Annotated in this window: 22 protein-coding genes; 10 read left to right on the top strand and 12 right to left on the bottom strand. The window is 30.3% G+C overall.

Translation table 11 applies throughout. From position 1 onward, the window contains the following. Window positions 1–11: 11 nt before the first annotated feature. From RH82_RS14240 to RH82_RS14220, 5 genes are all read left to right on the top strand, one after another. The gene (locus RH82_RS14240) at window positions 12–1,061 is read left to right on the top strand and encodes a nucleoid-associated protein (RefSeq protein ID WP_034061729.1); all 1,050 of its coding nucleotides are present in this window, start codon (window positions 12–14) and stop codon (window positions 1,059–1,061) included. 96 nt (window positions 1,062–1,157) lie between these two features. Then, complete coding sequence (locus RH82_RS14235; protein WP_034061727.1) at window positions 1,158–2,654, top strand: hypothetical protein; 1,497 nt, start codon at window positions 1,158–1,160, stop codon at window positions 2,652–2,654. 341 nt (window positions 2,655–2,995) lie between these two features. Continuing rightward, window positions 2,996–3,868, top strand: a complete 873-nt coding sequence (locus RH82_RS14230) for a hypothetical protein (RefSeq protein WP_156112490.1) — start codon at window positions 2,996–2,998, stop codon at window positions 3,866–3,868. A 343-nt stretch (window positions 3,869–4,211) separates the two neighbouring features. After that, entirely contained in the window at window positions 4,212–5,813 is a 1,602-nt protein-coding gene (locus RH82_RS14225; protein ID WP_034061724.1) for a M1 family metallopeptidase, read from the top strand. 299 nt (window positions 5,814–6,112) lie between these two features. Further along, complete coding sequence (locus RH82_RS14220) at window positions 6,113–6,508, top strand: nuclear transport factor 2 family protein (protein WP_034061722.1); 396 nt, start codon at window positions 6,113–6,115, stop codon at window positions 6,506–6,508. A 156-nt stretch (window positions 6,509–6,664) separates the two neighbouring features. Here RH82_RS14220 and lipB read toward each other — a convergent pair whose 3' ends face one another. After that, entirely contained in the window at window positions 6,665–7,363 is a 699-nt protein-coding gene (lipB, locus tag RH82_RS14215; protein WP_034061720.1) for a lipoyl(octanoyl) transferase LipB, read from the bottom strand. A 305-nt stretch (window positions 7,364–7,668) separates the two neighbouring features. Then, window positions 7,669–7,827 (bottom strand): YqaE/Pmp3 family membrane protein, encoded by a 159-nt coding sequence (locus RH82_RS18235; protein ID WP_081979269.1) that lies wholly within the window; start codon window positions 7,825–7,827, stop codon window positions 7,669–7,671. 131 nt (window positions 7,828–7,958) lie between these two features. Here RH82_RS18235 and lysS point away from each other — a divergent pair, with 131 nt between their 5' ends. Then, the gene (gene lysS, locus RH82_RS14210) at window positions 7,959–9,650 is read left to right on the top strand and encodes a lysine--tRNA ligase (protein WP_034061717.1); all 1,692 of its coding nucleotides are present in this window, start codon (window positions 7,959–7,961) and stop codon (window positions 9,648–9,650) included. Window positions 9,651–9,653: 3 nt separating this feature from the next. Further along, complete coding sequence (locus tag RH82_RS14205) at window positions 9,654–10,565, top strand: endonuclease/exonuclease/phosphatase family protein (RefSeq protein ID WP_034061714.1); 912 nt, start codon at window positions 9,654–9,656, stop codon at window positions 10,563–10,565. Here the strand turns inward: RH82_RS14205 and RH82_RS14200 are convergent. From RH82_RS14200 to RH82_RS14160, 10 genes are all read right to left on the bottom strand, one after another. Continuing rightward, window positions 10,557–11,366: an alpha/beta hydrolase gene (locus RH82_RS14200; protein ID WP_241148073.1), complete on the bottom strand. Its 810-nt coding sequence runs from the start codon at window positions 11,364–11,366 to the stop codon at window positions 10,557–10,559. The genes RH82_RS14205 and RH82_RS14200 overlap by 9 nt on opposite strands. Further along, entirely contained in the window at window positions 11,338–12,213 is an 876-nt protein-coding gene (locus RH82_RS14195) for an alpha/beta hydrolase (protein ID WP_034061710.1), read from the bottom strand. The genes RH82_RS14200 and RH82_RS14195 overlap by 29 nt, the downstream gene beginning before the upstream one ends. 80 nt (window positions 12,214–12,293) lie before the next feature. Beyond that, window positions 12,294–13,922, bottom strand: coding sequence for a dipeptidyl-peptidase 3 family protein (locus RH82_RS14190; protein ID WP_034061708.1), 1,629 nt, complete (start codon window positions 13,920–13,922; stop codon window positions 12,294–12,296). A gap of 433 nt (window positions 13,923–14,355) precedes the next feature. Further along, window positions 14,356–14,922, bottom strand: a complete 567-nt coding sequence (locus RH82_RS14185) for a GDYXXLXY domain-containing protein (protein ID WP_034061706.1) — start codon at window positions 14,920–14,922, stop codon at window positions 14,356–14,358. Window positions 14,923–14,927: 5 nt separating this feature from the next. Next, complete coding sequence (locus RH82_RS14180) at window positions 14,928–16,253, bottom strand: DUF2157 domain-containing protein (protein WP_034061704.1); 1,326 nt, start codon at window positions 16,251–16,253, stop codon at window positions 14,928–14,930. A gap of 22 nt (window positions 16,254–16,275) precedes the next feature. Beyond that, complete coding sequence (locus tag RH82_RS18450; RefSeq protein ID WP_156112489.1) at window positions 16,276–16,572, bottom strand: hypothetical protein; 297 nt, start codon at window positions 16,570–16,572, stop codon at window positions 16,276–16,278. A 76-nt stretch (window positions 16,573–16,648) separates the two neighbouring features. Further along, on the bottom strand, window positions 16,649–17,404 hold the full coding sequence (locus RH82_RS14175; protein WP_034061702.1) for a ceramidase domain-containing protein: 756 nt from the start codon (window positions 17,402–17,404) through the stop codon (window positions 16,649–16,651). Between the two features lie 75 nt (window positions 17,405–17,479). Then, the gene (locus tag RH82_RS14170; protein WP_034061699.1) at window positions 17,480–17,968 is read right to left on the bottom strand and encodes a hypothetical protein; all 489 of its coding nucleotides are present in this window, start codon (window positions 17,966–17,968) and stop codon (window positions 17,480–17,482) included. A gap of 54 nt (window positions 17,969–18,022) precedes the next feature. After that, window positions 18,023–18,490, bottom strand: a complete 468-nt coding sequence (locus RH82_RS14165; RefSeq protein WP_034061697.1) for a hypothetical protein — start codon at window positions 18,488–18,490, stop codon at window positions 18,023–18,025. 95 nt (window positions 18,491–18,585) lie between these two features. Then, window positions 18,586–18,822 carry a hypothetical protein gene (locus tag RH82_RS14160; RefSeq protein WP_034061695.1) on the bottom strand — a complete coding sequence of 79 codons (237 nt, stop codon included), beginning with the start codon at window positions 18,820–18,822 and terminating at the stop codon, window positions 18,586–18,588. Between the two features lie 151 nt (window positions 18,823–18,973). On the opposite strand from RH82_RS14160, the gene RH82_RS14155 reads away from it, so the two are divergent. From RH82_RS14155 to RH82_RS14145, 3 genes are all read left to right on the top strand, one after another. Further along, window positions 18,974–20,485 (top strand): hypothetical protein, encoded by a 1,512-nt coding sequence (locus tag RH82_RS14155; RefSeq protein WP_034061693.1) that lies wholly within the window; start codon window positions 18,974–18,976, stop codon window positions 20,483–20,485. Window positions 20,486–20,566: 81 nt separating this feature from the next. Next, window positions 20,567–21,049: a hypothetical protein gene (locus RH82_RS14150; RefSeq protein WP_034061690.1), complete on the top strand. Its 483-nt coding sequence runs from the start codon at window positions 20,567–20,569 to the stop codon at window positions 21,047–21,049. 119 nt (window positions 21,050–21,168) lie between these two features. Beyond that, window positions 21,169–21,522, top strand: a complete 354-nt coding sequence (locus tag RH82_RS14145; RefSeq protein ID WP_034061687.1) for a hypothetical protein — start codon at window positions 21,169–21,171, stop codon at window positions 21,520–21,522. Window positions 21,523–21,547 lie beyond the last annotated feature (25 nt).

Below are 21,547 nucleotides of genomic sequence, written 5' to 3'. Positions count from 1 at the left end.
ACATTTTCAAGATGATTACACGCAAAGGCGCAAGCATTTCAAAATTTATAATCCACAAAGTTGGCAACAAACATAACGACACTAAAAATGCGTTTTCAGAGAAGGAAATTCATTTCGACGAAGCTAGTTATGAGCTCATGCTACCCTTTTTACTAAGGCCTTTTGGTTCAGTAGTACAGAGCTATCGTTTTAACCATCATGCAAATGTGGAGTTAAATGAAATTAATGCGTATGCGACACAAATTTTCACGGACGACAACGCATTTATAGAAACTTCAAAAAATATTGTAAAACATTTATTCGAGCAAAGTGATTCTGCACAAATAAAAACAGGAGATGTTTTGGTTGCTGTTTTCGAAGGTATTGAATATAAAGAAATGGTAACCAATGCAATTGGCATTTTTAAAATTGAAAACAAGATTAATTTCTTTCAAACCTATTTAGAAAACAACAGTTATGATGTTTTGGTACAAAAAGGAATCTCTTCTAAAAAAGTAGATAAAGGTTGTTTGATTTTAAATCAAACAGATATGGAGGGCAATATTATTTTAACTGTAGACAACAACAGTTACGACGCACAATATTGGCTAGAAAAATTCTTAAATATTAAGTATGCAGACGATAGTAACAACCATACACACAACTATCTGGATATGTGTAGTGAGTTTTCTACCGAAATTTTAAAAACCAGCTTTGGCGAACAAGAGCGCAACATTTTTTTAGCAAAAACTATAGACTATTTCAAGGAGAATGAAATTATAAATGTAGAACGTTTTAAAGAAGAAGTGTTTAACGAAGAAAAACACATTCAACTTTTTGAAGATTTTAAAAAGGAATACGAAGGCGAGCAAAATGTACTACTCCGTAACCAATTTGATTTGGCAGAAGCCGTTGTAAAAAAGGACAAGAAAAAAATTAAAACGGATATAAAGCTAGATACTAATATTCAAATAAAACTGGATATCGATGCTCCAGATGCAGCACAGGAATATTTAGAACGTGGCTATGATGAAGAAAAGAAAATGCACTATTATAAGGTGTTTTTTAATTCTGAAGGTTAGTTGTAATCCAAACGGGTAGTTATAATTTGGTAAAATAAAATGTTCCGTTTCAAAAATGATATTTATTTTACGCGCACTAATTAATTTAAAGTTTCTATGAAAAAAACACTAATCCTTTGCATGCTTGCCATTTCGCATTTATCAATTTCGCAATCTACAACAAACTTAAAAGTTAGTGAAAGCACTGAATATAAAGATAAAGTAAAGTCTATAGATGTTATTGCTATTCGTACTTCTAAATCTGGAGAAACTGGCATTGTAAGAAATGCTAAGAGAGATTTACTTTTTGATATTTTCGATAATAAACTTAACAAGACATTTACAAAAGTTGTTGAAAGCAGTAAAAAGGAAAGCTATGTTGGCGATTTGTTCTATAATAATCAAATAAAGCTATTTACTGTGTATGCTCAAAAAAAGGATGAACGTATATTGTATTGTCACACACTCGATTTATCTTCTAAAGCTTACACTAGAACTCTAATTTTTAAAGCTACCGTTGAGAAAAAACAAAGTCTATTTGGCTCTAGAAAAAACCACAATACAAGTTTTTCTTTATCTCCAAATGGCAAGTACTTTGCTATAGCCACAGATAATGTTAGGAAAAATAAAAACGCATACACCATTCGTGTTTTCGATGCCGAAACAGAAAAATTAATTTACAAAAAAGCGTATCAAGAAAACGAGAAACGCACATTTAAACATAACGATTTATATATAGACAACAACAGTAATGTGTATTCGTTAGGTAAACTGTTTTTAAATGGAAAGTCTAATAAAAAGTTTAATGGAGACGCCAATTACCAGTTTGTATTAAACAAAATAACAAAGGACGAAAACACCGAATTAGTAATAGATTTAAAAGATGAGCATATACAATCTTTAAGCATCTCTCAAACTAATAACCAATTACATTTGCTTGGCTTTTATTCCGAATTAAATGTTGGTAGAATAAAAGGAGGCTGCGATTTTGTAATTGATACTAATAACTTTAGTATTAAAACAAACAAAGCCCAAGCACTACCTAAACAAGTCTATAAAGATTTGTATGGTTATAGAACTGCTAAAAGGAAAAACAAGAAAAAGAAAGAGTTAAGAAACTTCGATATAGATTATGTCCTTACTGATAGTAAAGGTGGTACTTTTTTAATTGCCGAAGAATTTTACATCACACAAACTTATGTTCAAACAGGAAATGCTGGTGGTTATTATCAAACAATTTACCATTATGACGATGTTTTGATTTTAAAATTTAGTCCTAGTGGAGATTTAACTTGGGGAAGAAGCATATTTAAAAGGGCAAATTCTCCCTCTTACAATGCTTTTATAAAAAACGACCAATTACATGTCATATTAAATTCTGGGAAAAACCTTGCTGAGAAAAAAGATGGTAGAACAAAAGTATCTAAAGGTTGGCTTGAATCTTCTTCTTTATACGATTTTGAGTATTCTAAAAATGGAGACGTGTCTTATAATAAAATACAAGATAATAGAAGAAATACGTTCTACTTACCTGGTCTTGGCACTTATGAAATGGATAAATTTATTATGATGAGTGAAGGTAGAAAAAAGAAAACCTTTATGATTTTAGAGTAATAGAATTTTGACTTAAAGATTAATAACGTGATTTCTATTTTTAGCTAGACATACAAATAAAACTAGATATCGATGTACTAGATGCAGCTCAAGAATATTTGGAACGTGGTTATTAAGAAGAAAACACCATATTATAAGGCGTTTTTTAATTCTGAAGGATAAACTTAATCTTATTGAATCTTGATTTTACAGTTTGACTTTGTCAAAAAAAACGGCTAACTTCGTTTAACATCTGATAAAACCATTTGTGCTGAACTTTTTTCAGTATTAAAACAGTTTTTAATTGATAAACATTTGTCAAAAAAAAAAAAAAAAACTGCAGATAAACAAAACTCGCTATTATGACACCACAACAATTCAACATCCTCTTTACAGTCGTTGTAATTCTATTTGTTATCACTTTCATTTTCACGTTGCTTGCTATGGCAGGCAAGATTAATATTGATCAAAAAATGAAGTATGGTTTATATTCTGCTTTTATTTTAGAATTAGGACTTGCCTTTTTTGGATTCTTTAGAATGGGAACCACAAATGAATATATAACAAGCCCTGGTAAGGATACATGGGTAGGTTTAGAATTAGAAACGATGACATTGGTTCAACCAAAATTGATGATTAATAGTAAATCAGGAGACACTTCTGGAGTTAAAACCCATTTATTAGGCAGAAAGGTAGAATATGCAATAGACAAATTAAAATCAACAACTTTTGGCTCCAAACTCACATCTCAAGGATTAGAAATATTTTCAAATTCAGATTACAAACTAAAGCTAGGAAGTGTTCCAAAAGATAGTATAGCGCTTTTTAATCAGATTAATAACAACGAAGGCACTCTTGTAGATAGGCATAGGCAAACTGTTACATTCTATTCTAAAAACAAAAGCGCATGGAAAAATCAATTAAAGTTCTTTAAAGATCCAGGATACGACATAAAAATTAGTGATAGAAAGAATCTTGAGAATGGTAGTTGGATGACTGGCTATATTATTACACAAAAAAAAGGAACTTCCATCGATACATTCTTTAACTCCTTTGAGAAAGAATCTACTAGAGATAGATTAGATATAGGCAAACGTATTATACATACTTACGAAAACAATAATACATTTTATTTAATGTTTATTTCGAGTAGTAATTTAATGGGCAATAAAGAAGGAATACGACATATACGCTTCCAACAGTTACAATTAATCCCAAAATTGAATACGAATTAGAATTTAATAGTTGAATTTAAGGACACTTGCTTTAAAACCTAAAGTAAAAACTTAGAAAGATCTCTATTAATAAGAGTCGAAGATAGGCTTTACCTATTTCATTAATAAATCATATTTTAATAATAGTATAATTTCGACAAAGTGACTACCATTTTCATTTATTAATACAATTTAAAAGGTTTAGATACCGCTGCTTTTTAAAATTCATCTATAAAAGCATTAGAAATTAAGCACATCTCGTTTTAATAAAAATAACGCTTAACCATCTCAAATGGGATCTCAAATACATTTTTTGTATTCCGAATAAAAAAGGCTAACTTCATATTCCTAATCTGAAGTTCTCATGACCCAATTACAAGTTCTAACTTTTACTTTTTTAGCATTTTTATCAACGTCCACAATAGCTCAAGGTCGAGATATTAGTTACATGACTTCTGGAGGAGAAATACATCCACTTCAAGCTAATATGGATATTAGGCATTATACTATTAATTTGGATATAGATATTAAAAACGAGGCTATTAAAGGTTACACTACTATAGATGTTATGCTTTTAAAACCAACAGATTCTATACTATTTGACTTGGTTCATTTTTTAAAAGTTGAAAAAATAACAGTTAATGGTGCGCCCAAGCACTTTTTTCAAAAACAAGACTACATTTATATTACAGATAGTAAAACCTTTCAAGCAGGAAAGCAAACTATTAAAATTAACTATGGCGGAAAACCTCCAGTTGCAATTAAGCCACCTTGGGATGGCGGTTTTACATGGACTAAAGATAAAGCAGGTAATCCTTGGGTAGCCATTAATTGTCAAGGCGAAGGTGGTAAAATATATTTTCCATGTAAAGACCACCCAAGCGATGAGCCTAATGATGGTGTCGATTTGTATGTTACTGTTCCTAATGGCTTAAAAGTAGCCAGCTTCGGATTACTTGAAAGCGAAACTCAAAAAACGAATAGCACAACAGAATTTCATTGGAAAACAAATTATACCATTAGCAACTATTGTATAGTCTTTAATATTGCCAATTATCACATTGAAAAACGACAATACACCACTATAGATAACAATAAAGTTCCTATGGAATTTTACATTTTAGAAGAAGACAAAAAGCATGCAAATAAAGTATTAGATATTAGAGAAAGAGACACTCGAATTCTAGAAAAATATCTTGGTGAATATCCTTGGGTAAAAGAAAAAATTGGCATTGCGCATGTTCCAAATCCTGGTATGGAACATCAAACCATGATAACGTTTGGTGATGCTTTTAATTTTAAAACAGTTCATGGACAACCCTATTCTGCAAACTTATATCATGAATTTGGTCATGAATGGTTTGCTAACAAAGTCACAAATAGCGATTGGGCACACATGTGGATTCAAGAAGGCATAGGCACCTATATTGAATCTTTTCTATTTAAAGAACTTGGTGGCGCTAAAGCATACGATAGTATTATAAGTAAGTATAAAAACCGAATTAAAAATAAACAAGCACTAGTTTTAGGCGAACATATTAAAGAAGCAGATACCTATACTAGCGACTTATATTTTAAAGGTGCTTTTTTTATGCATTCTCTAAAAACAGTAGTTGGAGACGACCTATTTTATAAAACTTTAAAAGAATTAGCTACAAAACCAAAATACACTTATGATAATACTGTAAAAACGGGCAATGTAGAACAACTTTTTAGCAAACGCTCTAAAAAAGACTTAAAACCTTTTTTTGATTTCTACTTGCGTACCACACAAAAACTAGATTTCAAAATCACAAAAACAGGAAATAACAGTTATAACGTTCTATCCACTAATGCACCAATAGCATTACCATTTACAATAACTACTGGCTCTACTATTCAACATTTGGTATTAGAAAAAAACAAACCCATTACAATTTCTAGTGAAACGTTGCCTGTTTTAGATTTAGAGAAAAATTATTTTTGAAATTTTTAAAAAATAAGAAGCGTTAATTTTTTTTTAGATTAGCAGATCTTTAGGACTTGACTTTGCCAAAAAAAACCGTTAACTTCGTTTAACATCTGATAAAAAACATTGAAACGCTTTTTTATCAATGCATTGTAGGCAATTTAAAACCATTTATATTAACCATAAAAATTCACAATAATGAAAAAATTAACTCTGACAATACTGACTCTAGCAACTTTATTACTTACATCATGTGATACAAAAAAAAAGAAGTATTAAGTGACCAAGATAAAGCAACTATTAAAACGGAAGTTGAAGTGGTAATCAATCAAATTATTGAGAATAGTGAAGCTGGAAATTTTGAAAAGGCAACCGAACCTTACTTAAACAGTCCTGAATTTATTGCCATTAGCAATGGAGTAGTTGCTGATTATACTGGTTATATCAAATCAAATAAAGAATATTTTGATGCAGTGGACCATCAAACATACAATGAAACCGACATTCTATTTACATATATTGACAAGAAGAATGTCATCATGACTTATATTGGAACTGGACATGCAACATTTAAAGACAAGCAGCAGTTCAAAATAGATCCATTTGCAGCAACATTAGTTTTTAAAAAGATTGATGATTCGTGGAAAGTAACATACTCTAATGAATTTGCAACTATTACTCCTGTTGCCGAGGATTCAACTACTACAAAATAAATACACGGCCTACAACAACGCATATAAAAAATAGGAGAAATAACAGTAGAATCAAAGTTTTTGGCTTATATCAAACTTTGCGCTTAACCGAAAGTTCGGAGCTTCAAACCGCCTACTTTTCATATACTAAACGTTAAACGAAAACAACTTTACAGTTTAAACCAACTCAGCTTCAAAAAGCGTAGCAAAATGTTTTGTTAGCTTTGCTTTAACTTCAGCTTCATCAACTTCTTTTTTTCCTAATTCTACATTAAGAGAAGTCACTGCTTTTCCGCGAATGCCACAAGGAATAATATTATCGAAATACCCCAAATTAGCATTTACATTTAATGCAAAACCATGCATAGTAACCCAACGACTGGCGCGAACGCCCATAGCACAAATTTTTCTAGCAAATGGTGTACCTACATCTAACCAAACTCCGGTTTCTCCTGGAGAACGCTCAGCTTTTAAACCGTATTCTTCGAGTGTAAGGATTATCATTTCTTCTAAAAAACGAAGGTATTTATGGATGTCTGTAAAAAAATTATCTAAATCTATAATAGGATAACCAACAATTTGCCCTGGACCATGATACGTAATATCTCCACCTCTATTTATCTTGTAAAAAGTGGCTCCTTTTTCGGTAAGTTGTTTTTCATCTAACAATAAATTAGACACATCACCACTTTTACCTAAAGTATAAACATGAGGGTGTTCTACAAACAAAAAGTAGTTATTGGTTTCTAAACCAGCATCTTCTCTTCTATTCTTAATCTTAGTATCTATAATACCTTTAAATAATTCCTCTTGGTAATCCCAAGTGTCTTTAAAATCTTTAGTACCTAAATCTTGAAGTGTGATTTTTTTGTTCATAGACTACAAAATTACAATAAGTTTGAAAGTTATCATAACTATTGCGCTAAGAGTGCTAAACTGAATTCTAAAAAAAACGCTCTCAAAGCGGCAGATGAGATTCTAAAAACTGATTACACCCTATTGAATACTAAAAGAAATCCTTTTCTGACTCTTTTCCTAAGGAAAAGACACTGTTGTTCGATTACTCTTATGCTTCCTCGAAATTTTATTTAGTGTAAACTGCGACTAGTTACTGCCTGCAGAAAACGGCTCACTCAAGACTGTTTACTGAAGACTACCTAGTGCAGACTAATTACTGCCTACTAATTTTTCGGATTATTCAAGATTACTAAAGCTGCAATTACGCCTGGAACCCAACCGCAAAGCCATAATAAAAAAGTGATAACTACTGAGCCACAACCTTTATCTATGACAGCTAAAGGTGGACAAATGATTGAAAGGATAACTCTCCAAATACTCATAATTTTTGATTTAGATACTGAAATGAATTCAGTACATGTTGATTGATGATGTATAAATAGGACGCAATCTATTGCCTTTTGTTACAAAGTACTATCTTTGTGGCTTAAAATTTTTACATTAAAAACGTATTATGTCACAATTATCTGAGCAAGAGCTCGTACGAAGAGAAAAGCTAGCAAAGCTTCGCGATTTAGGAATAAATCCTTATCCAGCCGATTTATTTCCAGTTTCTGAAACCTCTAAAGAAATAAAACAGGAATTTAAGGAAGGTAAACAGGTAGTTATTGCTGGAAGATTGATGGCAATTAACATACAAGGCAAAGCCTCTTTTGCACAGTTACAAGATTCTGAAGGACGTATTCAACTCTACTTTAATAGAGATGAAATATGTACAGGAGAAGATAAAACATTATATAATGATGTCTTTAAAAAATTATTAGATTTAGGAGATATTATTGGTGTAGAAGGCGAGCTGTTTACCACTCAAGTTGGTGAAAAAACAGTGATGGTAAAACACTTTAAAATGCTAAGTAAAGCATTAAAGCCATTACCTATTCCTAAACAAAAAGATGGTAAAACTTACGATGCTTTTACAGATCCAGAAATGCGTTACAGACAACGTTATGCAGATTTAGCTGTAAATCCACACGTAAAAGAAGTATTTATAAAGCGTACAAAGTTATTTAACGCCATGCGTAATTTCTTTAATGACGCTGGTTATTTTGAAGTAGAAACACCAATATTACAACCTATTCCTGGTGGCGCTGCTGCACGTCCTTTTATGACACATCACAACAGTTTAGACATTCCGTTATACATGAGAATTGCTAACGAGTTGTACCTAAAACGTTTAATTGTTGGCGGTTTTGATGGTGTTTATGAGTTTTCTAAAAACTTTAGAAACGAAGGTATGGATCGCACCCATAATCCAGAATTTACAGCCATGGAAATTTATGTGTCTTATAAAGACTATAATTGGATGATGGATTTCTGTGAGAAACTTTTAGAACATTGTGCAATTGCAGTAAATGGAACTAGCGAAGCTACTTTTGGAGAGCATAAAGTAAACTTTAAAGCGCCTTATAAACGTATTACCATGGCCGATTCTATAAAAGAATTTACTGGTTTTGATATTTATGGCAAAACGGAAGCTGAAATTTTTGATGCTGCAAAAGGTATGGGCATTGATGTGGACGCAACCATGGGAAAAGGGAAGCTTATAGATGAAATTTTTGGTGAAAAATGTGAAGGTAATTACATCCAGCCAACCTTTATTACAGATTACCCAAAAGAAATGAGCCCGCTGTGTAAAGAACATCGTGACAACCCAGAATTAACAGAACGTTTTGAGTTGATGGTTTGTGGTAAAGAAATAGCGAATGCTTATTCTGAACTTAACGATCCAATAGACCAACGTGAGCGTTTTGAGCACCAATTAAAATTAGCTCAAAAAGGAGATGACGAAGCTACAGAGTTTATAGATGAAGACTTTTTACGTGCTTTAGAATATGGTATGCCTCCAACATCTGGAATGGGTATTGGAATGGACAGATTAATTATGTTTTTAACTAATAACCAATCGATACAAGAAGTGTTATTCTTCCCGCAAATGCGACCAGAGAAAAAAGGAGTGGCAATGAGTGATGATGAAAAGGCAGTGTTTGAAATCTTAAAAAAGAATTCTCCAATTGATTTAAACGACTTGAAATCTCAATCTGGTTTAAGTAATAAAAAGTGGGATAAAACGATTAAAGGATTAACCAAACTTGGTGTTGCTAAGGTTAGCAAAACCGATGACGGTTTGTTTGTTGATGTGATTTAATACATGATTACATTCTTAAATAAATATAAAGCATACACTCTTGGAGTGTATGCTTTTTTTATTCTATTACATTTCGTTTTAAAAGATCACCTTTTCCCGTTAAGTATCCTCTTTTATGCTACACCTCTAGTTTTAACAATTGGTTTTGGTTGCACCATATTATGGTTATACAAAAAAAACAGAATAGCTCTATTTCTAATAATTATCCTACAATCCTGTTTGGTTTATTATTGGTTAAATCATCAGTATTCTATAGCAATTACTAAAACAACTTCAGTAGAAAGTAAATCTATTTTATTCTGGAATATTGCTAAAAACGAGAACGGTTTTCCTGAGGATATTATTTTAGATAAAACAACATCTGAAGACATCGCTATTTTAACTTTTGTAGAAGCTGATAACGTTTCATATAAAGACTTTTTAAATCTAAAAAATCTTTATAATCAATATACTTTTAAAAAACTAAAAGGAAATATGCTTATTGGTGTTAAAGGTAGTATTGAGTCTATTATGTATAAAACTGAAGAGAATAAATTCAAATTCAATCATATCATTTCAGAAATAGATAATAAAAAAACAAGCATTTTAATTGTTGATGTTTATGCAAACCCGTTCTATTCGAAGGAAGATGCTTTAAAAAGCATCATTACCTATGCAAACATTAATAAAATAGATATTATTGTTGGTGATTTTAATACGCCCTACGAAAGTATTCACTTTAAAAATTTGCATAAAACATTTACCAGCTTTCATAGTTATGGTGATAGCTTTACTGCAACATGGCCTTTTGGTATTCCATTACTCGAATTAGATCAAATATGGGTTGATGAATCTGTTTATCCTTTAAATCTAAAAAAATATAATTTTTTATTCTCAGATCATCAACTTTTAATTGCCAACTATCTACTAAAGTAACTTATCAATCCCTTCCGAATATGCATCAAATCGTATTAAATCATTATGCCTTCCTCCTTCAATAGTAACAAACGTGGTTTGTTGTTTTGGTGGAATTTCAGATAATTCCTTTCCAAATTTATAAGGCACGACAACATCCTCTGTACCATGAAATATAGTTATTGGACAGCTAACTTTTGTTATAAATGTATTTGAAGGAAATTTGTAATTTAACAATAAATTTATCGGAAAAAATGGAAATCTATGTTTAGCAATAGCTGCTATGCTAGTATATGGTGTTTCTAAAATAAGTTGTTTCGGCTTGTGTTTTGAGGCTAAAAAAGTAGCTAAACCTGTTCCAAGAGAGCGTCCGTATAAAGTTATTTTATCTTCGCTGTAGTATTTCTTTAAATAATTATAAAACAAGTCAGCATCATTATAAAAGGCTTGCTCACTTAACTTACCAGTGCTTTTTCCGTAAGTGCGATAATCCATCACTAAAACATCGTAATCTTTGGCTACAAAAAATTCTGCTATGTTTCCCCAACGGGATAAATTGCCAGCGTTTCCGTGGAAATACAAAATAACGCCTTTGGGATTTTTAGCTTTAAAATGAATAGCATTTAACGCTGCATCATCATTTGTTTTAAGTGTTATTTCTTCAAAATTATAAGAAAAATTAAAGTTATAATCCTGCTCTAAAACTGTTGGTAAGAATAATAGTTTTTCTTGAAACATATATAATAAGGTGCCAAACGTTAAATATAAACCGAGTCCAATTTTTAATACTGTTTTAAGTCTTTGATTTACTTTTTTTCGCATGTTGAACATTTATACTTGTTGTAGAAAGATCCATAAGTTCTTCTTTAGAATTTAAAATATCGCGAATCATTTTATGGTAAGATTCAAAGTTATTCAAATTTTTATGGCCACCACCAATAACACTATGCAGCTTGGTAAGCTTCGGATTCACTTTACTAAGTTTAATACTGCTTTTAAAAGGTATTAATTTATCATTTGTACCATGAATAATATGAATAGGACATCGCACATATTTTAACCATTTGTAAGTTGGTAGTGGATATTTTAACACAATTGATAATGGCATAAAAGGCATATAACGACTGGTTACTTTTGTTAAACTATAATATGGCGCATCTAAAACCAACATTTTAGGATTGTTTATTGAGGCCAATTTTGTAGCGAAACCAGAACCTAATGAACGTCCGTAAATAATAATTCTATCTTCGGTTGTTTGCTCTTTTACTTTATTATAAACTTCTTGTAAATCTCTTTTTATTGCTTTTTGCGAGCGTCTGCCTGTACTTTTTCCAAAACCACGATAATCTACCATTAATACACTATAATTATTACGTGTAAAATCGACAGCAAATTTCCCCCAACCTTTAATACTTTTAGAATTCCCTTTTAAATACAAAACCAAACCTCTTGATTCTCCTTTAGGTTTAAATAACACACTATTAATTACGGCACCATCTCTGGTTTCCAGATTATATTCTTGGGTTTCCTTATTTTCGTATAAAAATTGAAAATCTTTTGGTAATTTCTCTGGCTTAAATAGAATGTAATCTTGTAAATAAAACAATGCAATGCTAATAGCTATATAGATAACTAATATTAAAATGAGTGTATGCAACCAATATGGCATATGATTATTTATTTCTTTAGTAAGATAGAAAAATATAGTAACCTAATTTGTGCTATATACTATAACCCTAATGCTTCTGTTCATTGCTCGAACACAACATCTACAGGAATATTTGCTTCACTTAAACGGTCTAGATCTTTTTGTAATTGCTCAGGTATGCTTACGTAGTTTTTTACGAAGTTTGAAACACCATTATAATCACCATCACCTTGATAAGTTAAAATAACTTCAGATAGCATTTCCATAGCACTTTCCATTTTTTGAAAATTTACTTTATAAGTACCATCTGCATTTCTTGTAAATGCTCCCATTTGTTGGAAAAAATTAAAACGAATCATGTTAGCCTTTCCATGCGCACTCGACGTCCCAAAACGGACAGATCTAAAAATACCAGCCATAAACGTGATCATATTATCTTTTAAATCTTCTTTTAACTCCCCTTTTTTATGGAGTTGTTGTACCATATATAAACCTAAAATATCAGCTTTTCCTTCTTCTAGAGCACTAGCGTGTTCTTTAAGCGACGTTCTTACTGTTCCGTTTCCGTTTATTGTGTTTTTAATTCCTAAACCATGTGCCACTTCATGAAACATTGTGTTTGCAAAAAAAGCATCGAAAGTAATATGTCTACGTTGGCTTTCTTCTATTAAAACCTGTGAGATTGGCATTAATATTTTATCGAACTTCGCACGCATTGCATTTTTAAGTTGCAAGCGTCTTGTTCCTTTTTTAAGCTGAACATCCTCGTCGTTTGGTAAATTAATAGCAATAGTTTTACTTCCAGAATTACAATCTCCAGCATAAAAAACTACATCGTAAGCGTTTAAATCGCTATCTGTTCCTGGTTTTTCTTTTTTATATTTTGCGCCAACAGGCAATCCTTTTTGAAGCTCTGGTAAAAAGCTACTAAATCTAGTCAGTTTAGCACTCCATTCTTGATCTTTAATCAACACATAACCTTCGTGAGCCGCTTTGTTTCCAAACAATTGATCTTCGTAAGTTTCAATAGGACCAATTACAATGTCTAAAGTGTTTGTTTTCATATCCATCCAAGCGAAATCACTTTTTTGGTAATCGTCATTTAAGACAGCTCCAGCCCTTAACTCTAAATAGTTTTTCAAGCCCTTGTCTTCTGCTAATTCAGCAGCTTTCAATAGTAAATTTGACACTTCTTTTACTTCAGCTTCAAATTGTTTGTGATAAGGTATGGTATATAATTTCCCTTCTCCATCGCGTCTTACAAAATTGTAAAGGCTAGACTTATTTTCCATCTTAGCGTTTTCAAATTCGGCTTTGGTCATGTCTTTTGGGTAGAAATTCGCGCCTTTTGCCTTCTCTCCTATTCCTTCTACAAATGACTTATTGTTATCTAATCTATCCCAAGGACCATAATTAATATTTACGTAGTTTTTGGTGTCTTCATCTGTAATACCATTTAACAACTCATTGCGATCTCCATAAGATTCGAACCAAAACAAGGCGTTCATTTTAGTGGCTGCATTAATTAAAATAGGCAGCATTTGTTTTTCTTTTTCAGACAATACGCTTAAATCTGCAGTTAGTTTTACACTTACATATTTGTCTAGATTGGTTTGCATTATGGTTTTAGGTGTTTCGATTTCTATAATTTCTATCGTTTCTGTTTGTTTCACGTCTTCTTTACAAGAGAAAATAAAAGCAAATGCTAATATGAATATTATTTTTTTCATGTGTTTAGTTGAATTAATTGTTGGTTTTGTAAAGTTAGTTAATTTTTGAGACTGTGGTTAATGATGGGTTTTTGATTTGAGATTTACATTAAAAGTATAAGATCAATTGAGACTCCTTCTTGATCAAGTTATAATAACACAATATTTTTTAAAGACAGTAATATTGAGATTCCTGATTGAGAATTTAATTCAACAAGACCTTATAAAACAAACTAAAGACTAATAATAAACAGTCTAAATTTGAAATGTCTACATGAACTATTTAAAAATAACATTCGTTAGAATTATATTAAGCTTTTTCGGTGCTAATATTATAAACGAATTAATAAATATCAATACAAATCGTGAGTCTGCACAAACAGTTGTTACTATTCTTTTTATGAGCCTTTTATATTATAGATTAACACTTTATATAAATAATAGAAGATGAAATTTACTCCTCCACATAATCTGCAATAGAAATTTCATTTATTAAAACATCTTTTAAAACGGCATCACCATCTTTTATATAAACCAAAGCATAGGTGTTATTAGGTAATGCGTCGCGCTGTGCTTTTCTAAAAGCGTCTTCTGCTGGTTTGGCTTTGCTTTCTTCCATATAAAAACGATCGAATGGTAAATTAAAAAACACTTTATGTGGGTTACTATAATTACTACGCAGTTCAGCAATAACAAAATCATTTTCAGTATTTATAGGTGCCTTACTGACCTCTACCAACTCAGCAAAACCCAAACTATCTTCTTTTATATAAACATAAACCTCTTGTTTGCGCTCCCAAATAGAATCGTTAGAAACTGCAGAATTCATATCGTATCTCAAGGTTATGTATTTGCCACGATAAGGATCGCTGGGATCTATTGGTTGTGTTTTAAACTTATAGGCTTTTCCTTTAGTTAAAATTTCTTCTTGTCCAAAAATCATTTGTGCTGGCACAAATAATTGCGCTACTGCTATTACTATAAATAGCAAAAACACGTATTTTGATTTTATATTCTTCATCGCTATTATTTTAAAATATTATTTTCATCCTGCTGAACTTGTGCTAGTATCTCATCATTCAAGTCTTTCGATTTCTGCTTTTTAAGCATCACGTAATTGGTTACAAAAAAGCCAACACCAACGAATACAAATAATAATCCGCGGATAACAAAACTCATATTAGTATCAAAAAACCTACAGAATATTAATGCCGTAATAATGACTAATCCGTAATTTAAAACACCAAAATGCATTTTGTCTATTCCTATTTTTATGGCGTTTATTCCTAAGATTAATAAAAGTATGTTGGTAATAATTGTTGGTGCAATATCATTTGATAAACCAACAAAAAATAAGAGCGACATGATTATAAATATAAAATGGAAGAGATTGAATTTATCAACACGTTTTTTTAGAAATAGATAAACTAAAACAAAAACCGCTAATATTAATAAGACTAAAACTGCTGTTGTTTCTTTTCCAGAGAATGAAACAATTTCTAATACGTCGTCCCAAATCCATCTAAAACTAGCAATCAACAATAAAACGACAGTTCCAAAAGAACCCAAAACCAGATACCCGTTTTGTCTTAATTTTAGATTATCGAATTTTGGCAATTTGCCTAAATTGTAAAACAAACCAAATAAAATAATATAAGACAAGAAAATAAGTTCCTCAAATTTTATTAAAAATGAGCCCAAAGTAATAATTAAACTTAGTGGTAATAACCAGTTAAAAACCGAAGTAATGTTAGCTTTAGGTCTACTTCTTAACAACTTTATATAATATGGAAATAGCAATAAACTAAGAACTAAAAACAGCCAAGGTGCTTTACCACCATAAGCATAACCATAGTTACAGGCATAAATAGTTGCATAAATAATATGCAATAATGCCAGCGCGTTAGATTTTAAAAGATAAATTAATGGTACACAAAGTAAAATCCAAACGAGCATATAATTAGCAAAGTTTCCTGGAATATTATAAATCTGGCTCACCATTGCTATAGATGCTCCAACGGCAAAAAACAGAAATGCACCTGAAGCTTCTTTCCATGTTTGACTTTTATTCTTTAAAATTGAAAAAGCAACCACTATTTGTCCAATGACTAAAGGCGTAAAAGCAAATAGCGTTTTTATCGTTTTGGAGAAATTATCCCAATTATGCGCGAGTATTAATGTAATACCAAGACCAACTAAAATGGAACCTAATACTCCAAATACAGTAAATAACCGATTAGGGTTATCGCTAGGCTTAGATTGGTAATACCGTTCTATAGTATTAGCAATATCCTGAGATATTACCTGATTTTCGACTAATTCAGGTAGTTCTTTTATGAGTTTTGAGTTCATATCGTTTCTGTTTTTAAATTATTTACACCGAAATAAACATAGATACAGAAAAAAGTATTCCAATGGTAAGAATAGCTATCGCAGCATATGCATATTTGTTTTCTTTAAATTTTTTCTTGTACAAACCTCGTATTGAAAACAACAACAATAGAGGTTGTAATAATATACAAGGTATAGTTAATAGTTCTTGAAATACACCAATTAACACAAAATCGAAATGAAAATAGTGATTATTTAAGTAAAGTAGTAACAAGAATAAAAGCGCTAATAGTCCTAACCCTAATATTATTTTCTCTGATGATATCTTTCTGATATTCATAATAGGTGTTTTAAATTTATTGTTATTTACTGTTTAATCTTTTTTTTCGTGGTTTCTAGCAATAAATACTTTCAATTCAAAATTCAATTTTTCTTCTTTTAATATAAACACGATATAAAACATACAATCCCATTGCAGACATAATATGTTTTATCGAGTGGCCACTAATTACTTTTAATTTAGTAAATAACTCAACATCATAATATTCACAACCCTTTGCAATTATGTAAAACGCTAATAATAACCAATATCCATAAGCATGTGTGTAACTTGACTTAAAGCAAACAAGTACTATTGGTATTACCAACATTGGATAAAACTGAATAAAAACGTATAACGATAAATCTTCAAAGAACACCCAATATAAAACAGAAAACAATCCTAACAATAGCATTGGTAATAAAAATTTCTTTCCAATTTTGTCATTAATAAACTCGCTAATTATTATAGATGATAATGCCATAAAAAGTAGAGTCATAGGAAGTCTATCAAAAATTAAGGTGTAATTATTTGGATTTAAATGATAGTAAGTAGAACCAATTGAAACAAATAGAATACTACTAAAGAACATAACATATTGCAACTTCTTTTCCGTAATCAATTTTATGTTATAAATTCCTAAAAAGCCAACTATAAAAAAAGGAAGGTTTGATATAACATTCCAGAAATTATTCATTTTAAAAAATGTTTTAGCATCACTAAAGTCATGATAAGATTGGGATTGAATAATTGGAGACACTATAAATATACCAATAAGCAAAGCAAGTCCAAGACTAGTTAAAATTGAATATGCTATATTCTCTTTTTTTAATGATGTAAAAAAACTTTTCATATTTATTTATATTTCTAAAATGGCGCAACAAATAGCTACGCCATTCAAAGTTTATTCAAGACAAATAATCGGTCATCAAAACAAAAAGATCATGTATATAATAATGCCTTCTGCTATTCCTGTAATTATGGACATTCCGAGAATATCTTTAATCTTCGCCCTTAAAAAAAACACTGCACTTAGAATAGCAATTATTGCTGCCAATAATATTTCTAAAGCTCCAATTTGAGATAGTAAATAGGTGATTCCTGTAAAGGCTACAGTAATAGCAACGGTAATAACACCAAATTTTATCATCTCTTGTTTAGAGTAATTACCTTCTATAAAACCATTACGCAAATCGCGTAGAATTGATAGAATAAAAAGTAATGGTACAACAGATAAAAAAGGAGCAAAAACTACTTTTATACCTTTAACAATGGCTAAGTCGTTATAATAGAAAAATGCGATAGCTGTAAAAGCCAATAAACCTGTTACAATTATTGATTGAAACGTGAATAGCAATTCTCTCTTATTACTATTCGTTTTGGGTTTAGAATTCTGAGTGTTAAAAACTTGATTCATAATTTTAAAATTTTTTATCCTGAACATATTTCAGAACCTGATTAATTAATTTGATTACACTGATAAAAAGAAAACATGAATTGCCAGCGATAATAACACACCACTAAGAACACCGTTGACTTTTAAATTATTGTAGAGTATAAAATTTAACACATAACTGCTTATTGTAGTCGAATTAATTAAGTGCGCGAAAATTAAATTATTTTCTAATTTTTGTTGTGTTAAAAACTCTATAAGCTGCATGGAACCTAAACTTATTACAATAGCACCTAATAAAAGTAATGTTGCAGGCTTTTGGTTTTTTTGCTTATAAGCATCTGTGTTTTCTGGCATAAAATGCTGAATTAATATAAAACGCACAAAAAACAACATTGGAATAGGAAACAAAATTGACGCTATTATTTTTATAACATCTTTAACCGTTTTAATCTCATCGTAACCCAAAAACACAAGGTATATAAAGACCAAAACAGAAACTCCAGTCGTTACAAAAAAAGCAATATTTACTTGTTTTAGTTTCATCTATTTATATGTATTGATTTTTTTTTATTTGTTCGACAGAATAGCCATAGCATCATACTACTATGCCACTAAATTAAAGTCATGGATGTTTCATTTTAAACACCCAATGGTAAGATTACACCGGTGTTGTGTTTTTGTACAAAAGCAACACTTTTATTGTAATTACTTATTAATGTATTTTGAATGTCTTTAGAAAAAAGAGCAGATACACTTAAAGTAACAACTAAAACTATGGCTTTTACATAATTATTAACGCGTCCTTTTATAATTACATTCTGTTGGTTGTTAAACAACCCGTTAACAGATAAACATTTTTTGTTTGCTAGTTTCATAATATTTTGTTTTGATGATTACATGGCAAATATGCGATACAATCTAAAGTTTACGAAAACAATATTTTTAAAAAACTGACGATATATTTTGCCAAATAAATATAATTAATGATATATTTAAACAAATATTATATATTTAACTGACGATTAAATGACAAATTTAAACGAAATAATTACTACTCTATCCAAAGATGAAAAGCAACTTTTTATTAATCATCTTGAAAAAAAGAACAAAAGAACCGATACTAAAAACATCACGCTTTTTAAATTATTAGCTAGAAACGAGTTAGATTCTAAAGCCATTTTTAAAAAACTGTACAACAAAAACCAGAAGAACGCTTACCATGCGTTAAGAAAACGTTTGTACCAATCTATTATAGATTTTATTGCCAATACTAGTTTAGAGGAAGAGAACTCAATAGACATGCAGGTTATTAAATATGTTTTGGCCTCGCGTACATTTTTAGTCCACAAACAATATAAGGTCGCTTACAAAATTTTAGATAAAGCTGAAACTATAGCCAACGACCATTTATTGTTTCCTATTTTAAATGAAATATATCATACCAAAATACAATACGCATATGCCAATCCATCTGCAGATCTTGAGGATCTTATTGAAAAATCTAAAAACAATCAGAAAAACTATTTACTAGAAGACCAACTGAATATCGTTTATGCTAAAATAAGACAGATTATTTCGAAAGACCAATACAAAAAGAATGGTTTAGATTTCGAAAAACTACTAGAAAGCACATTAAGAGAACACAACATTAGTCTAAACGATTCTATGTCTTTTAAGTCCTTCTACCAATTAATTACCATAGTTAGTTTGTCGGCATTTGTAAGCAAAGACTACTTTAAAATTGAACCCTTTTTGGTGAAAACTTATCAAAAACTAGTATTACACAAGAGTAAAGAGAAACAACTCTATTATCATATTCAAGTATTATACTTAGTTTCTAATACACTATTTAGAAATAAAAAATTCCACGAATCCCTTGAGTATTTAGAACTTATGCGCCTCCATTTACTGAAAAAGAACAAAAAATACTATTCCACTTTTAAGCTAAAATACAATCTACTATTAGCATTAAATCTAAATTACTCTAACCAGCAAGAACAAGCTATTTCTATATTAGAAAAACTAATTCTAAAAAAGCACAAAGACATCGAAGCAATGCTAGACATTTATTTAAGTTTAGCGATGTATTATATTCAATCTAAAAAATATAAAAAAGCACACGCTATATTTAAATCTTTCTATCACACAGATAATTATTACGAAACCAAAACAGACAAAGAATGGATTATTAAAAAGAATTTAACTGAAATAATTTTACATATAGAATTGGAAAACATAGATGTAGTAGACTCACGATTACTTAGCTTTAAACGAAATTATTTCACCTATTTAAAAAGCATCAATCAAGAACGCGTAATTACCTACTTACATTTTATTGAAGTCTATTATAAAAACCCTGAAAGCATAAAAACGGAACGATTTATTAATAACATTGAAGAAGCGTTTGTTTGGGTAGAAGCCAAACGTGAAGATATTTTTGTAATGAGTTATTTTGCTTGGCTTAAAAGTAAAATGGAAAGCAAACCACTTTACGAAGTAACATTAGAGCTCGTTTCTAGAGCTCAAACTGTTAATTAAAACAAAAAAAGAAAACATGTATTAAACCATTATATCTTTTTTGCGTCTTAAGAGTGTTGAACAATTTAAAACAATTTAAAAATGAAAAAATTATTAATAGTAGCATTAGCATTATTTGCATTACAAGTAACAGCACAAGACAAGAAACACAACAAAAGTGAGTTAAGACAAGAAAAGATGGAACATATTAAAAATATGGATCCACAAGAAATGGGAAAGCTACAAGCTAAAAAAATGACGCTTGCTCTCGATCTTACTCAAGAACAGCAAAACAACGTTGAAAAACTAAACATTAAAAATGCTGAGCTACGTAAAGCTGGAATGGAAAAAAGAATGGCATTAAAAGATTCTAATAAAAAACCATCTCAAGAAGAAAAGCTAAAAATGGAAAATAAGAAATTAGACCACCAAATTGCTACAAAAAGAGAAATGAAAAAAATCTTGAATGAAGAACAATATGAGAAGTATAGCAAGATGGTCGAAAGAAAAATGATGAAGGGAAAACAAGGAAAAGCAAAACACAAAAAAGGCAAGAAGAAAGAGATGAAAATGAAAAAAGAATAAGTCCTTAATAAGATCATAAAAATAAATATAAAGTACCGATTATCTATTCGGTACTTTTTTATTTGCAATAGTTAAGGAAATAGCTTTTCTTTGAGTTATTAACGTATAATAACATAACAATGAAAAAATTAATTACATTTTGCTTTTTCGCTTTTGCTCTATTAATTGGAACACAATCGGCGTTTGCTCAGGATAGTGCAAAAATTAACGAGTCTGCTTTCACTAAAGCAAAAGAATTACGTTCAATCCTTAAATTTAATGATGCGACTTTAGAAGAAGTTTATACTGCTTACCAAGCGAACGACAGTAAACTTCTGTCAATAAGCAAACACTTAAAATCTGGAACTGTAGATTACAACAATGCCATAGCAAAGGTTAATAAAAACTTACAATCAAGTATTAAAACTGCTTTAGGTAACGATTTATTTGCAAGGTATTTAATTGCAACAGAGCAAGAGGAAATTGTTGATTAACACCATTTTATAAAACATAAAAAAA

Origin of the sequence: Lacinutrix jangbogonensis (assembly GCF_000797445.1) — a bacterium.
Lineage (GTDB): Bacteria > Bacteroidota > Bacteroidia > Flavobacteriales > Flavobacteriaceae > Lacinutrix > Lacinutrix jangbogonensis.
Note: the sequence above shows the minus strand (reverse complement) of the source record. Positions and strands in the feature narration are given on the sequence as shown.

Bases quoted from the DNA above. Each gene is read 5' to 3' on its own strand.
- RH82_RS14205 (WP_034061714.1), top strand. From the start codon at position 9,654: ATGATTACATTCTTAAATAAATATAAAGCATACACTCTTGGAGTGTAT.
- lysS (WP_034061717.1), top strand. From the start codon at position 7,959: ATGTCACAATTATCTGAGCAAGAGCTCGTACGAAGAGAAAAGCTAGCA.
- RH82_RS14155 (WP_034061693.1), top strand. From the start codon at position 18,974: ATGACAAATTTAAACGAAATAATTACTACTCTATCCAAAGATGAAAAG.
- RH82_RS14145 (WP_034061687.1), top strand. From the start codon at position 21,169: ATGAAAAAATTAATTACATTTTGCTTTTTCGCTTTTGCTCTATTAATT.
- RH82_RS14190 (WP_034061708.1), bottom strand. From the start codon at position 13,922: ATGAAAAAAATAATATTCATATTAGCATTTGCTTTTATTTTCTCTTGT.
- RH82_RS14175 (WP_034061702.1), bottom strand. From the start codon at position 17,404: ATGAAAAGTTTTTTTACATCATTAAAAAAAGAGAATATAGCATATTCA.
- RH82_RS14150 (WP_034061690.1), top strand. From the start codon at position 20,567: ATGAAAAAATTATTAATAGTAGCATTAGCATTATTTGCATTACAAGTA.
- RH82_RS14200 (WP_241148073.1), bottom strand. From the start codon at position 11,366: ATGCGAAAAAAAGTAAATCAAAGACTTAAAACAGTATTAAAAATTGGA.
- RH82_RS14170 (WP_034061699.1), bottom strand. From the start codon at position 17,968: ATGAATCAAGTTTTTAACACTCAGAATTCTAAACCCAAAACGAATAGT.
- RH82_RS14230 (WP_156112490.1), top strand. From the start codon at position 2,996: ATGACACCACAACAATTCAACATCCTCTTTACAGTCGTTGTAATTCTA.
- RH82_RS14165 (WP_034061697.1), bottom strand. From the start codon at position 18,490: ATGAAACTAAAACAAGTAAATATTGCTTTTTTTGTAACGACTGGAGTT.
- RH82_RS14240 (WP_034061729.1), top strand. From the start codon at position 12: ATGATTACACGCAAAGGCGCAAGCATTTCAAAATTTATAATCCACAAA.
- RH82_RS18235 (WP_081979269.1), bottom strand. From the start codon at position 7,827: ATGAGTATTTGGAGAGTTATCCTTTCAATCATTTGTCCACCTTTAGCT.
- RH82_RS14225 (WP_034061724.1), top strand. From the start codon at position 4,212: ATGACCCAATTACAAGTTCTAACTTTTACTTTTTTAGCATTTTTATCA.
- RH82_RS14160 (WP_034061695.1), bottom strand. From the start codon at position 18,822: ATGAAACTAGCAAACAAAAAATGTTTATCTGTTAACGGGTTGTTTAAC.
- RH82_RS14185 (WP_034061706.1), bottom strand. From the start codon at position 14,922: ATGAAGAATATAAAATCAAAATACGTGTTTTTGCTATTTATAGTAATA.
- RH82_RS14195 (WP_034061710.1), bottom strand. From the start codon at position 12,213: ATGCCATATTGGTTGCATACACTCATTTTAATATTAGTTATCTATATA.
- RH82_RS18450 (WP_156112489.1), bottom strand. From the start codon at position 16,572: ATGAATATCAGAAAGATATCATCAGAGAAAATAATATTAGGGTTAGGA.
- RH82_RS14180 (WP_034061704.1), bottom strand. From the start codon at position 16,253: ATGAACTCAAAACTCATAAAAGAACTACCTGAATTAGTCGAAAATCAG.
- lipB (WP_034061720.1), bottom strand. From the start codon at position 7,363: ATGAACAAAAAAATCACACTTCAAGATTTAGGTACTAAAGATTTTAAA.
- RH82_RS14235 (WP_034061727.1), top strand. From the start codon at position 1,158: ATGAAAAAAACACTAATCCTTTGCATGCTTGCCATTTCGCATTTATCA.